We start from the raw sequence: 12030 nt of genomic DNA, 5'->3' as shown, positions 1-12030 counted from the left end.
TCTCGTCTCGCCGCGAGTACCCCGCACCTGCGCGAGCAACCCGCCACTCTCCGTAGCGAACCTCGTGCCGGAACGTCCTCACGCGCCCCCGGCTCCCCAGGCCGGCCGCTGGGGGTCGTCGGCGCGGACGAGAACGTCCGTCGCGGCCTGCGGAGCGACCTCCTCCGCGTACCGGGCGAAGGCTGGAAGGGTCCAGTCCTGGTCCGGGGGCGTACGGCGTCGCAGTGAGCCCGGCGTCAGGGCCAGGTGGACCGTGAGGTCGAAGGGGAACCACTGGCCGAGGAGCAGCGGCCCGTGCAGCAACAGGACGCCGCCGGGCGGGAGTCGGACGTACGGACTGCGGGTGGCGCGGTCGGCGGCGGCGTCCCACAGGTCGGGCAGGATCCGCCCGGTGCCGCCGGGGTCGAGCGGGCCGAGGACCTCGCGCCAGAGGGCGCCGGTGTCGAACCAGCCGTCGTAGTACGACTCGGGGTCCCGGTGTCCGTACTCGAAGCGCAGCGACGCGGGGCGCAGGAAGTCCTCGGTATCCACGACCTGCGAGGACCGGCCGCGTACGCGCAGGGCCTCGGCGAGGCGGCGGGCGAGGTCGCCGGTGCCGGCGGCCGGGGCGCCGTCGATGCCGATGCGTGGCCAGGCGCCGCCGTCGGCCGGGGCGAGGGCGGCGATGCGGTCGGCGAGGGTGTCGGTCAGGCGGTCCCAGGTGATCGGTTCGAGTCGCACGCGGGCCATGATGCCCGGCCATGGACGCCCGACCGTCGGCCGGTCGCGGCCGACGCCACGCCACCACGCCGTCACCACGCCACACCGCTTCGCCACCACACCCCACGCCCGCCACACCGCCACGCCCGCCACACCGCCAGGGAATCCGCTTGCCCCGCGCGCCTCCCCGGCGGCAGGATCAACAGGCCGCGCTCAAGGGGGAGTTCATGATCGCCGGACCGTTCTTCGTACTGACATTGGTGGCCGCGCTCGGCTGCGGGCTGGTGGCAGGCGTCTTCTTCGCCTTCTCCACCTCGGTGATGCGTACGCTCGCCGCGCTGCCGCCCGCGCAGGGCATCGCGGCGATGCAGAAGCTGAACGTGCTGATCATCAACCCCTTGTTCCTGCTCGTGTTCGTCGGGACGGCGGGCGTGTGCGTGGTGGTGGCGGTGGTGACGTTCGTGCTGTGGCCGGATCCGGGCACGGTCGCGCTGCTGCTCGGCTCCGCGCTGTACCTCTTCGGCTCGTTCGGGGTCACCGTGGCGGCGAACATCCCGCGCAACGACGCCCTGGCGAAGCTCGACCCTCAGGCGCAGGAGAGCGTCGAGCCGTGGCGGTCGTACGTACGTGAGTGGACGGCCTGGAACCATGTGCGGGCGGCCGGTGCGCTGGCCGGATGCGCGGCGTTCGTGCTGGGGCTCGCCGCCTGAACGCGGCGACACCGTGATGACCCGGTGATGACCCAGTGAGACATCAAAAAGCACGAGCCATGTGAGGCGCCCCGCCCACCGGGTACATACCGCTCATGCCGCCCTCCTCGGCCAGGATCAGGCCAAGCCGCAGCCCGAACCCGAGACCGGGACCGAGCCCGAGACCGGGTCCGTCAACGGACGGCGGCGGCACGGGACTTGTAGCGTTCCAGCCGCTCGGCCGCCGGAACCGGCACTGCGCGGAGTGCGCGGCGGGGCCGCTCGCACTGCTGGTGCGCGCGGACGGCGCGCCGCACTGTCTGGACTGCGCCGACCTCGGCCACCTGGTGTTCCTGCCGCGCGGGGACACGGCGCTCACCCGCCGCGCCAGGGAGGCCAGTTCGCTGTCGGTGGTCGTGGTGCGCAGGAATCGCCGCAGGCGGCGGTACGAGCGGCAGGGCGTCCTCGTCGAGGAGGGGGCGCTCGCCCTGGCCGAGCAGCGCTGCCTCGCGGACGCGGACGCGCGGGCGCGGCGCCGGGAGCGGGACGCGGCACGGCGGGCGGCGGAGGACGTACGGTTCACGGCGGCGTTCGCGGCGGAGATCCGCACCCTGTTTCCGAGTTGCCCGGCCGAGCGCGCGGAGCGGATCGCGGCGCACGCGTCCCGGCGCGGCAGCGGGCGCGTCGGGCGCAGCGCCGCGGGCCGGGCCCTGGACGCCGTGGCGGTCACGGCCGCGGTGCGGGCGGCGGTACGGCACGACGACTCGGACTATGACGCGCTGCTGATGGCCGGAGTGCTGCGGGCCGAGGCGCGGCGCCGGGTGCGGGGCGTGGTGGACGGAGTCCTGGACAGCTGGCGCTGGGCCGTGTCCGTACGCCCCGGTGACCCGGCGGCGCCGAACCGCTCACGCAAGCAACCGGACCTCCGGCCCCGGACCCGATTCTCTCAGCCGAGGGCCCGAACTCCTCACCCCAGCAACCGAATCGGCTCCCCCGCCAGGAACGCCGCGATGTCTTCCACCGCGCCCTGGAAGTACCCCTCGTAGTTGCGGCGCGTGACGTAGCCGAGGTGCGGGAGGCCGAGGAAGTTCGGGGCGGTGCGCAGCGGATGGGTGGCGGGCAGGGGCTCCTGGTCGAAGACGTCGGCGCCGGCGCCGGCGATCCAGCCCTCGTGCAGGGCGCGGAGGAGGGCGTCCTGGTCGACGAGTGCGGCGCGCGAGGTGTTCACGAGGTACGCGCCGGAGCGCATCAGGCGCAGCTCGGGCTCGCCGATGAGGCCGCGCGTACGGTCGCCGAGCTGGACGTGCAGGGTAACGAAGTCGCTGCGGGACAGCAGGTGTGGGAGGGAGGGGGCGAGCTCGACGTCGGCGGCAGCGGCGCGCTCCGCGGTGAGGTTCTGGCTCCAGGCGGTCACGTCCATGCCGAAGGCGCGGCCGACCCGGGCGACCTTGGTGCCGATCTTCCCGAGCCCGACGACGCCGAGGCGCCGCCCGTGCAGGTCGGCGCCGAGCGTGGACTGCCAGGGGCCGCCGTCCCGCAGCGCGCCGCCCTCCGGCAGGACGTGCCGGGCGAGGCCGAGGATCAGGGCCCAGGTCAGCTCGGCGGGTGGCTCGGAGTTGCTGGGCGTGCCGCAGACCGTCACGCCGTGCCGGGCGGCGGCGTCCAGGTCGACGGAGGCGTTGCGCATCCCGGAGGTGATCAGCAGGCGCAGCTTGGGGAGGCGGGCGAGGAGCGAGGCGGGGAACGGGGTGCGCTCACGCATGATGACGACGATCTCGCAGTCCGCGATCTCGGCGGCCACGGCGTCCTCGTCGCCCAGGTACTCGCGTACGACATGGATGTCGATGTCCTTGGCGAGCGGTGCCCAGTCGGCCGTGGACAGGGCGACGCCCTGGTAGTCGTCGAGCACGGCGCAGCGCAGCTTGGCCATTCCCACTCCCTCAGCGTGATCGTCCGCGGTCCGCCGTCAGGGTAGACGGCGCTCTCGGCGGACGAGCGGGCGACCGCCGCCCGCAGTCCACGTCCGCAGTCCACGCCCACAGACGACAGCCCGCTGTCCACGCCCACAGACGACCGCCAGCAGACCGCCGCCCGCACCGGGCAAGGCAGCCGCCGAAGGCCGGACGACAGGACACCCAGGAGCCACCAGCCCGCCCCTCGCCCCTCCCCCACCCCGGACGTATCGTGACGAGAGGGAGGAGACGGCCATGGGCGACCCCAAGGGATTCCTCACCACACCGCGCGAGGAGTGGCCGCGCCGCCCCGTCGAGGAGCGGGTGCGGGACTGGCGCGAGGTGTACGTGCCGGGGGCGTTGCTGCCGATCGTCCGCGAGCAGGCCGACCGGTGCATGGACTGCGGGGTTCCGTTCTGCCACGAGGCCTGTCCCCTGGGGAATCTCATCCCGGAGTGGAACGACCTGGTGGCGCGGGACGACTGGCGCGCGGCGAGCGAGCGGCTGCACGCGACCAACAACTTCCCCGAATTCACCGGCAGGTTGTGCCCCGCGCCCTGCGAGGCGGGCTGTGTCCTCGCGATCAACCAGCCCGCGGTCACCATCAAGAACGTCGAGGTGGCCATCGCCGACACCGCCTGGGAGCGCGACTACGCCCCGCCCCGGCCGCCGGACCGGCTCACCGGCCGCACGGTCGCCGTCGTCGGCTCGGGCCCGGCGGGCCTCGCGGCGGCCCAGCAGTTGACGCGGGTGGGGCACACGGTGGTGGTGTACGAGCGGGACGACCTGGCGGGCGGTCTGATGCGGTACGGGATCCCCGACTTCAAGATGGAGAAGCACCATCTCGACCGCCGTATCGCGCAGATGGAGGCCGAGGGCACCCGGTTCCGTACGTCGGTGACCGTGGGCCAAGACGTCACGGCGGGCGAGCTGCGGCGGCGGCACGACGCGCTCGTGCTCGCGACGGGCGCCACGGCCTGGCGTGAACTCCCGGTGCCGGGGCGGGAGTTGAGGGGCGTGCACCAGGCTATGGAGTACCTGCCGTACGCCAACCGCGCCTGCCACGACCCGGAGGCGGACCCGCATGCTCCGCTGTCGGCGGCGGGGCGGCACGTCGTGATCGTGGGCGGCGGCGACACCGGCGCCGACTGTCTGGGCACGGCGGTACGGCAGGGCGCGTCCTCGGTCTCACAGCTGGACATCTACCCGCTGCCGTCCGCCGAGCGCGACGACGACAGCGAGCCGTGGCCCACGTACCCGAAGGTGTACCGGCTCTCGGCCGCGCACGAGGAGGCGGGCCGGCTCGGCACGGCCCCCGCGGCGGACGCGGACGCGCGCCTGTTCGCCGCGTCGACGCTGCGGCTCACCGGGGACGGGGCCGGGCGGGTGCGGGAGGTGCACCTGGTCGAGGTGGAGCCGGCGGGCCGGCGTCCGGTACCCGGTACGGAACGGGTCCTGCCGGCCGACCTCGTGCTCCTCGCCCTCGGCTTCTCCGGGCCCGGCCAGGAGGACGGCCTGATCGGGCAGTTGGGGCTCGACCTCGACGAACGCGGGGTGCTGCGCCGGGACTCCGGGTTCGCGACGGGCGCGCCCGGGGTGTACGCGGCGGGTGACGCGGCGCGCGGCCAGTCCCTGATCGTCTGGGCCATCGCGGAGGGCCGGGCGGCGGCGGCCGCGGTGGACCGCTACCTGACCGGAGCCACCCGCCTGCCCGCACCGATCACGGCGGACGCCCGGCCGATGCGGGCGTAGCACCCCGCTGGAACTTCCCGTTCCGGTACGGGAGTTCAGGCCGCGGCCCGCTCGTCCGTGCCCGCCACCTTGCCCGTGGCGAGGGCGACCCGGTTCCAGGTGTTGATGGCGGTCATCAGGGCGATCAGCTGGGCCAGCTCCTCCTCGGAGAACCGGGCGGCGGCCTCGGCATACACCTCGTCCGGCACACCGCCCCGCGCGACCAGGGTCACGGACTCGGCGAGGGCGAGGGCGGCCTGCTCGCGCTCGGTGAAGAAGTGCCGGGCCTCGCGCCAGACGCCGACCATGTGCAGCCGCTCGTCGCTCTCACCGGCCTTGCGGGCGTCGCCGGTGTGCATGTGCAGGCAGTAGGCGCAGCCGTTGAGCTGCGAGGACCGGATCTGGACCAGCTCGACCAGGGCCGGGTCCAGGCCCGCGCGGGCGGCGGCGTCGAAGCCGATCAGCGCCTTGAAGGCACGGGGAGCGGCCTTGGCGAAGTTCACCCGGATCGGCCGCCCGACCAGGGGGTTCATCGCGTCGTACGTCGTCCCGCCCGTCGCCCCGCTCGTCGTCTCGTTCATCGTCCCGCTCGTCGTCTCGTTCATCGTCCCGCTCGTCGTCTCGTTCATCGTCCCGCTCGTCATCTCGCTCGTCGTCTCGTTGCTCATGACCACGAACCTACGGGCCCGAAAGACCGCCTGTAGGGTGCAATTCCATGGGAGTTTCCGAGGTCAATTCCAGCCCCGCCGAGCCGTCGACCGGCACCGACCTGCACCTCGACCTCCCGCCCACCGGCAGCCGCCGCGTCGCCCTGCAACACGCGCTGCGCTCGGCCGTACGGTCGGGCCGTCTCGCGCCCGGCACCCTGCTGCCGCCCTACCGCGCCCTCGCCGCCGACCTCGGCATCGCCCGCAACACCGTCGCCGAGGCGTACGCGGAGCTGGCCGCCGAGGGCTGGCTGGTCGCGCGCCAGGGCTCGGGCACCCGGGTCGCCGAGCGGGCCGCCCCCGCGAGCCCCGTCCGCGTACCGAAGAAATCGCCCGCACGCGCGCGTGGACCCCGGTTCGACCTGCGGCAGGGGCAGCCGGATGCGGCCTCGTTCCCGCGTACGGCCTGGGTGGCGTCCATGCGGCGGGCGGTGAACGCGGCGCCGCACGAGGCGTTCGGGCCGGGCTCGCCGCAGGGCCGGATCGAGCTGCGCACGGCGCTCGCCGCGTATCTGGCACGCGCGCGTGGCGTGCGGACCGACCCGGAGCGGATCGTGATCTGCGCGGGCTTCGCCCACGCGCTGCGGCTGCTGTTCGGCGGCGCGGGCGGGCGCGGCGGCGGCGCGCTCGAGGGTCCGCTCGCCGTGGAGGAGTACGGGCTCGCCTTCCATCGCGCGCTGCTCGCGGATGCGGCGGTACGGACGGTTCCGCTGCCATTGGACGAACAGGGCGCGCGCACGGACGAGTTGGGCGACCAGCGGGGCGTACTGCTCTCGCCCGCGCACCAGTTCCCGACCGGCGGCCCGCTGCACGCGGAGCGGCGCGCGACGGCCGTCGACTGGGCACGCGCGCGTGGTGCCCTGGTACTGGAGGACGACTACGACGGCGAGTTCCGCTACGACCGCCGTCCGGTGGGCGCGCTGCAGGGCCTCGACCCGGAGCGGGTGGTCTATCTCGGCTCGGCCAGTAAGAGCCTCTCCCCGGCGCTGCGCCTGGGCTGGATGGTGCTGCCCGAGCATCTGGTCGACGCCGTGCTGCGGGTCAAGGGCGAGCGGGAGGCATGGACGGGCGCGCCGGACCAGCTGGCGCTCGCGGACTTCCTCGACTGCGGCGCGTACGACCGTCATGTGCGGCGGATGCGGCTGCGCTACCGGCGTCGGCGCGACCATCTGGTGCAGGCCCTGGCGGCGCGCGCCCCGCACATCCCGGTCACCGGGGTGGCGGCGGGCCTGCACGCGGTGCTGCGGCTGCCGCCCGGCACGGAGCGGTCGACGCTGAAGGCGGCGCAGTGGCAGGGCCTCGCCCTGGACGGCCTGGCGGAGTTCCGCCACCCGGACGCGACGGGCCCGCGGCGCGAGGGCCTGGTCGTGGGGTACGCGACGCCACCGGAGCACGCCTACCCGGCGGCCGTGGACGCGCTGTGCGCCGCCCTGCCCCCGGACGGACCGGACGGACCTAACGGATCGTGAGAAGACGCGCGGGCCGGAAGGACCGGACGGACCGGATGGGCCTGAAAAGACGCGCGGACCAGACGGGCCGGAAGGACCGGACGGACCGTGAGAAGGCGCGTGCTTACGGCTTGCGCCCGATCCCCACGAACCCCGGAGTCGGCCCCTCCGACTCGTCCGCCTCGAAGCCGTTCGCGCCCGGCTCCGGGCGCCAGCGCGTGACGATCTCGACGCCCGGCTCGACCAGTTCGAGGCCGTCGAAGAACCGGGCGACCTCGGCGCGGTCGCGCAGGGCGAGGGTGAGGCCGCGGGCGCGGTACATCTCGGTGGCGGCCCGCGCGTTGTCGGGCGTGAACTCGCCGGTGCCGTGGGACAGCATCAGGTAGCTGCCCGACGGCAGCTCGGACATGAGGCTGCGCACCAGCTCGTACGCGCCCTGCTCGTCGGAGACGAAGTGCAGCAGGGCGATCAGGGAGAGCGCCACCGGCCGGTCGAAGTCCAGGACTTCACGGGCCTGTTCGACGATGGTCCCCGGCTCCCGCACGTCGGCCTGCAGATACTCGGTGACGCCCTCGGGCGTGGAACGCAGCAGGGCCTCCGCGTGCCGCAGCACGATCGGGTCGTTGTCGCAGTAGACGACCCGGCTCTCGGGGGCGACACGCTGGGCGACCTGGTGGAGGTTCGGCTCGGTGGGGATGCCGGTGCCGATGTCCAGGAACTGCCGTACGCCCTGCCGGGCCAGCCAGCCCGTGCCGCGCTCCATGAAGGCGCGGTTGGCGCGGGCCATGGTCAGGGTGCGCGGGTCCATGGCGACGAGCTGCCTGCCCATCTCCACGTCGACGGGGTAGTTGTCCTTTCCGCCGAGGAACCAGTCGTACATCCGGGCCGGATGCGGCCTGGTCGTGTCGATGGGGTCGGGCCCGGTCATGGCGCGCTCCAAGGAGTGAACGGAGAAAAGGAGGAAAAGGAGGAAACGGAGAAAGGGGACGGCTCAGGACAGCAGGAAGTCGGCCTGGCCGGACTTCGCGCCCTGGATGAAGGCGTGGATCTCGCTGGTCGTGTAGATCAGGGCGGGCCCGTCCGGGTCGGCGGACTGGCGCACGGCGACGCGGCCGTCGGCGAGCTTCATCGCCTCGACGCAGTTGCCGCCGTTGCCGCCGCTCCAGGGCTTGTGCCAGCCCTCCGTGCCGAGGTCGCGCGCGGGCATCCCGTTGTAGACGCAGCCGCCCTCGTCGGCACGGCCCGCGGGGTCCGCGTGGTCCTCGACCGTTATGCGGTCCATTCACAGCTCCTTGCGGAGACCCCGGAGGATCTCCTTCGTGCGGTGTGCCGTCGCCGACTGCGCCGCCATCCGGTCCATGACCTCCAGGTACGTGACGACCTCGGCCCGGCGGTCCAGATAGACCGCGCCGGTCAGGTACTCGGCGTAGACCATGTCCTGCAGCTCGGGCACCCCGAAGCGGAAGAGCACGAACGGGCCGTAGGTGCCCGGGTGGTGGCCCTGGGCGAACTCGGCGACCTGCAGGGTCACGTGGGGCAGCTGCGTGGCCTCCAGGAGGCGGTCGAGCTGCGCCCGCATCACCTCGGGCCCGCCGACCGTCCGGCGCAGCACGGTCTCGTCCATGACGACCCACAGCCTCGGGGCGTCGTCCTGGGCGAGCAGTTCCTGGCGCTGCATGCGCAGCGCCACATGCCGCTCGATCTCGGCGTCGTCGGTGCGGCCGACGGCCCCGGAGCGCATCACGGCACGGGCGTAGTCCTCGGTCTGCAGCAGACCGGGCACGAAGTGCGGCTCGTACGACCTGATCAGGCTGGCGGCGCCCTCCAGGCTGACGTACATGGAGAACCAGCTCGGCAGGATGTCGTGGTAGCGCTGCCACCAGCCGGCCTTGTTGGCCTCCTCGGCGAGCGTGACGAAGGAGTCGGCCTCCTCGTCCTCGACGCCGTACGCCTTGAGCAGCAGCTGGAGGTACGGGATCTTCAGCGTGACCTCGGCGGTCTCCATGCGGCGGACCGTGGCGGGGGCGACGCGCAGGACGCGTGCGGCCTCCTCGCGCTTGAGCCCGGCGTGCTCACGGAGCTCCTGGAGACGTTTGCCGAGAACGACCTGACCCACGGTGGGAGCGGACCGTGGTTCGCTCACTGCTGCCTCCGTCTCGCCTCGGGTCCGTCGCCGGTGATCGCTGTCGGCCAGCGGGAAAATCGCTGCCCGCGCGGCGCCGTACGGATGCCGCTGGAGCAGTGTGCCACGGGCGCTCCGCGAGGAACACTGCACTCTGCACTTTTCAGAGTGGCGCTTGCCAAGTGTTCGCGGCGGGGAGATAGTGGCAGGCGTGAACTCGTCCGCCCCGTTAGGAACCGGCCGTGGCACTCGGTAAGACCCAGACTGTGCAGTCCCCTGCCGGGGCGCCGTTCGGCGACCGTCGCTGCCGTTTCGAGCTGGCCGCGCGCCCCGACTCCGTGGCGCGCGCCAGACGCCTGACGCGCGAGCACCTCTCGGGCTTCGCGGTGTGCCCCGACACCTGTGACACGGCGGCGCTCGTCGTCTCCGAGCTGGTCACCAACGCCCTCGTGCACACGGTGAGCCGGCAGATCGTCTGCGACCTCACGGACGACCCGGCCGCGGGCCATGTCCGGATAGTGGTACGCGACGAGGGCCCCGGCCAGAACGGCGGCCCCCATCCGCACCCCGCGCGCTCCGGGGACGAGGACCACGGCCGTGGCCTGCTGCTCGTCTCGGCGGTGAGCTCCGCGTGGGGCGCCCAGGAGGACGGGCTCGGCCTGATGGTCTGGGCCGAGCTGCCGCGGTCTGCCGGGTCGGCGGCCGCGTGACGCGGGCCGACGACGGTACGGGAGCGGCTCGCACGGAGACCGGGGTGGCGGGATGCGCGTACTGACCTTGACGACGCTCGCCTCACTGGCGCGCCCGCCCCATGACGTTCCCCTGGAGCTGCCCGAGGGCATGACGACCCCGCTCGGCTGCGACGCCGTGGGGATGCCCGAGGAGTTCGGGCGCCAGGTACGGGCCCGGCTGCCGCGCATCGGGTGTGTGTACGCGGACGGCGCCCGCTGGTGGTGGATCGTCCCGTCGGGCTCCTCGGTCTCCCTGGACTGGCCGCTTCCGCTGCGGTACGCGGCGGGGGCGCGGGTCCCGGCCGGTCCGAGCGCGCTCCGGCTCGTGCACCGGCCCGAGGGCACGGCCCCCTACACGCCGCCGATCCCGCTGTACCTCGCGGTCTGCCGGATCACGGGCACGGTCCCGCTGTGGATGCGTACGGCGCGTACGGCACCGGCCTCACCGACCGCGCGCCGCTAGAGCCGACCGCGCGCGCCGCTGGAGCCGACCGCTCGACGCCAGAGCCGACCGCGCGCCGTTAGCGGCTGCCCTCAGGGGCGGTAGTCCTGGATCCGTCGGCCGGGGGCGCGGCGGGTCAACTCCGGCAGGCGTTCCTCCAGTTGGGCCGCGATCCGCGGGACGTCCAGGGTGAGCAGCTCGCGGTCGCGCATCAGGACCTTGCCGTCGACGATCGTCGTCGTGACGTCGGCGGAGCGCGCGCTGTGCACGAGGGTCGCGGCGAGGTCGTGCACGGGCCGGGTGTGCGGGCCGCTCAGGTCGACGAGGATCAGGTCGGCCCGCCGGCCGGGGGCGAGGGAGCCGAGGGTGTCGCCGAGGCCGACGGCGTGGGCGCTCTGCACAGTGGCGTGGTGCAGGGCCTGGCGGGCGGTGAGCCAGGCCGGGTCGCCGGTGGACTGCTTCTGGACGAGCGCGGTGAGCGTCATGGCCTCCCACACGTCGAGGGTGTTGTTGGACGCGGCGCCGTCCGTGGCGAGGCCGACGGGGATGCCGAGCCGGGCGAGGGCGCGTACGGGCGTGGTGTCCCAGGCGAACTTCAGATAGCCTCGCGGCGCGCTCGCCACGGCGACCCGGCCGCGGGCGGCGCCGAGCACGCCGAGGTCGCGTTCCACGAGTCCGGTGGCGTGCGCGATCAGCAGCTCGACGCCCTCGTCGAGGAGTCCGGCGCGCTGCAGGGTCTCGATGGGCGTACGGCCCGTGCGGGCGAGGCTCGACTCGGTCTGGTCGCGGTTCTCGGCGGCGTGGATGTGCACGGACAGGCCGTGTTCCTGGGCGAGTTGGGCGGTGGCGGCGAGGTCGGCGTCGTCCACGGTGTACGGGGCGTGCGGCGCCAGGCAGGTGGTGATGCGGCCGTCGGCGGCGCCCCGGTGGTCGAGAGCGAACTCCAGGGAGCGGGCGCGGCCTTCGGGGCCCTGGGAGGAGAAGTAGGCGGCGCCGAGGTGGGCGCGCAGGCCGCTGTCGGTGACGGCGTCGGCGACCGACTCCATCGCGAAGTAGTGGTCGGCGAAGCACGTCACGCCGCCGCGGATCATCTCGGCGCAGGCGAGCCGCGCCCCGAGCGCCACGTCGCGGTCGGTGAGGTTGGACTCGATGGGCCAGATCCAGTCGTTGAACCACTCCTCGACGGGCAGGTCCTCGGCGATGCCGCGCAGGGCCACCATCGGGCTGTGCGTATGGCAGTTGACCAGGCCGGGCAGAGCGACCTGGCCGCGCGCGTCGATGCGTTCGGCGGCGTCCAGGCGCGCGGCCTCCGCGCTGGAGGTGAGGGCGGCGACGATACCGTCGCGGACGACGATCGCGCGGTCCGCGGCGAAGCCGACGTGGCCCTCGGGGTCGTGCACGAGCGCGGTGCAGTGGGTGACGACGAGGTCGGCGGGGCCGCGTGCGCCGGGGGCGGGAGGTTCGGCGGCAGGCTGGTCGGTCGCGGTCATCCCGCCAAGGTAGGGGGTT

General features: G+C 73.7%; 12 protein-coding genes and 1 pseudogene. 6 read left to right on the top strand and 7 right to left on the bottom strand.

The annotated features are described in order from the left end of the window. Nucleotides 1–78 precede the first annotated feature (78 nt). The gene (locus tag RCO28_RS04000) at nt 79–729 is read right to left on the bottom strand and encodes a uridine kinase (protein ID WP_308939705.1); all 651 of its coding nucleotides are present in this window, start codon (nt 727–729) and stop codon (nt 79–81) included. Nucleotides 730–926: 197 nt separating this feature from the next. Between RCO28_RS04000 and RCO28_RS03995 the strand changes: the two genes are divergently transcribed. Next, entirely contained in the window at nt 927–1409 is a 483-nt protein-coding gene (locus tag RCO28_RS03995; RefSeq protein WP_308939482.1) for an anthrone oxygenase family protein, read from the top strand. Nucleotides 1410–1504: 95 nt separating this feature from the next. Further along, nucleotides 1505–2248 (top strand): annotated as a pseudogene (locus RCO28_RS03990) (DUF2293 domain-containing protein); the annotation flags it as partial. Between the two features lie 107 nt (nt 2249–2355). Here RCO28_RS03990 and RCO28_RS03985 read toward each other — a convergent pair. Continuing rightward, nucleotides 2356–3318: a D-2-hydroxyacid dehydrogenase family protein gene (locus RCO28_RS03985; protein WP_308939481.1), complete on the bottom strand. Its 963-nt coding sequence runs from the start codon at nt 3316–3318 to the stop codon at nt 2356–2358. Nucleotides 3319–3595: 277 nt separating this feature from the next. Between RCO28_RS03985 and RCO28_RS03980 the strand changes: the two genes are divergently transcribed. Beyond that, nucleotides 3596–5092 carry a glutamate synthase subunit beta gene (locus RCO28_RS03980; protein WP_308939480.1) on the top strand — a complete coding sequence of 499 codons (1497 nt, stop codon included), beginning with the start codon at nt 3596–3598 and terminating at the stop codon, nt 5090–5092. A 35-nt stretch (nt 5093–5127) separates the two neighbouring features. Here the strand turns inward: RCO28_RS03980 and RCO28_RS03975 are convergent, their stop codons facing one another. Continuing rightward, nucleotides 5128–5604, bottom strand: coding sequence for a carboxymuconolactone decarboxylase family protein (locus RCO28_RS03975; protein WP_308939703.1), 477 nt, complete (start codon nt 5602–5604; stop codon nt 5128–5130). A gap of 182 nt (nt 5605–5786) precedes the next feature. Here RCO28_RS03975 and RCO28_RS03970 point away from each other — a divergent pair, with 182 nt between their 5' ends. After that, nucleotides 5787–7247: a PLP-dependent aminotransferase family protein gene (locus RCO28_RS03970; RefSeq protein WP_308939479.1), complete on the top strand. Its 1461-nt coding sequence runs from the start codon at nt 5787–5789 to the stop codon at nt 7245–7247. Between the two features lie 103 nt (nt 7248–7350). Here the strand turns inward: RCO28_RS03970 and RCO28_RS03965 are convergent, their stop codons facing one another. The 3 genes from RCO28_RS03965 to RCO28_RS03955 all read right to left on the bottom strand — a co-directional run bounded on the left by RCO28_RS03965 (nt 7351) and on the right by RCO28_RS03955 (nt 9369). Next, nucleotides 7351–8154 carry an SAM-dependent methyltransferase gene (locus tag RCO28_RS03965; RefSeq protein ID WP_308939478.1) on the bottom strand — a complete coding sequence of 268 codons (804 nt, stop codon included), beginning with the start codon at nt 8152–8154 and terminating at the stop codon, nt 7351–7353. A gap of 63 nt (nt 8155–8217) precedes the next feature. Continuing rightward, nucleotides 8218–8508, bottom strand: a complete 291-nt coding sequence (locus RCO28_RS03960) for a DUF397 domain-containing protein (protein ID WP_374991087.1) — start codon at nt 8506–8508, stop codon at nt 8218–8220. Further along, nucleotides 8509–9369: a helix-turn-helix transcriptional regulator gene (locus RCO28_RS03955; protein ID WP_308939477.1), complete on the bottom strand. Its 861-nt coding sequence runs from the start codon at nt 9367–9369 to the stop codon at nt 8509–8511. Between the two features lie 221 nt (nt 9370–9590). Here RCO28_RS03955 and RCO28_RS03950 point away from each other — a divergent pair, with 221 nt between their 5' ends. After that, the gene (locus RCO28_RS03950; RefSeq protein ID WP_308939476.1) at nt 9591–10058 is read left to right on the top strand and encodes an ATP-binding protein; all 468 of its coding nucleotides are present in this window, start codon (nt 9591–9593) and stop codon (nt 10056–10058) included. Nucleotides 10059–10110: 52 nt separating this feature from the next. Further along, complete coding sequence (locus tag RCO28_RS03945; protein ID WP_308939475.1) at nt 10111–10542, top strand: hypothetical protein; 432 nt, start codon at nt 10111–10113, stop codon at nt 10540–10542. Nucleotides 10543–10613: 71 nt separating this feature from the next. Here the strand turns inward: RCO28_RS03945 and RCO28_RS03940 are convergent, their stop codons facing one another. Further along, nucleotides 10614–12011, bottom strand: a complete 1398-nt coding sequence (locus RCO28_RS03940; protein ID WP_308939474.1) for an amidohydrolase — start codon at nt 12009–12011, stop codon at nt 10614–10616. Nucleotides 12012–12030 lie beyond the last annotated feature (19 nt).

The sequence above is a fragment of the Streptomyces sp. LHD-70 genome (assembly GCF_031157275.1).
GTDB lineage: Bacteria > Actinomycetota > Actinomycetes > Streptomycetales > Streptomycetaceae > Streptomyces.
Note: the sequence above shows the minus strand (reverse complement) of the source record. Positions and strands in the feature narration are given on the sequence as shown.

What these genes read in the sequence shown, in the direction of transcription:
- RCO28_RS03975 (WP_308939703.1), bottom strand. Translation starts at nt 5,604, where the DNA reads ATGAACCCCCTGGTCGGGCGGCCGATCCGGGTGAACTTCGCCAAGGCC.
- RCO28_RS03940 (WP_308939474.1), bottom strand. Translation starts at nt 12,011, where the DNA reads ATGACCGCGACCGACCAGCCTGCCGCCGAACCTCCCGCCCCCGGCGCA.
- RCO28_RS03970 (WP_308939479.1), top strand. Translation starts at nt 5,787, where the DNA reads ATGGGAGTTTCCGAGGTCAATTCCAGCCCCGCCGAGCCGTCGACCGGC.
- RCO28_RS03995 (WP_308939482.1), top strand. Translation starts at nt 927, where the DNA reads ATGATCGCCGGACCGTTCTTCGTACTGACATTGGTGGCCGCGCTCGGC.
- RCO28_RS03945 (WP_308939475.1), top strand. Translation starts at nt 10,111, where the DNA reads ATGCGCGTACTGACCTTGACGACGCTCGCCTCACTGGCGCGCCCGCCC.
- RCO28_RS03985 (WP_308939481.1), bottom strand. Translation starts at nt 3,318, where the DNA reads ATGGCCAAGCTGCGCTGCGCCGTGCTCGACGACTACCAGGGCGTCGCC.
- RCO28_RS04000 (WP_308939705.1), bottom strand. Translation starts at nt 729, where the DNA reads ATGGCCCGCGTGCGACTCGAACCGATCACCTGGGACCGCCTGACCGAC.
- RCO28_RS03965 (WP_308939478.1), bottom strand. Translation starts at nt 8,154, where the DNA reads ATGACCGGGCCCGACCCCATCGACACGACCAGGCCGCATCCGGCCCGG.
- RCO28_RS03980 (WP_308939480.1), top strand. Translation starts at nt 3,596, where the DNA reads ATGGGCGACCCCAAGGGATTCCTCACCACACCGCGCGAGGAGTGGCCG.
- RCO28_RS03960 (WP_374991087.1), bottom strand. Translation starts at nt 8,508, where the DNA reads ATGGACCGCATAACGGTCGAGGACCACGCGGACCCCGCGGGCCGTGCC.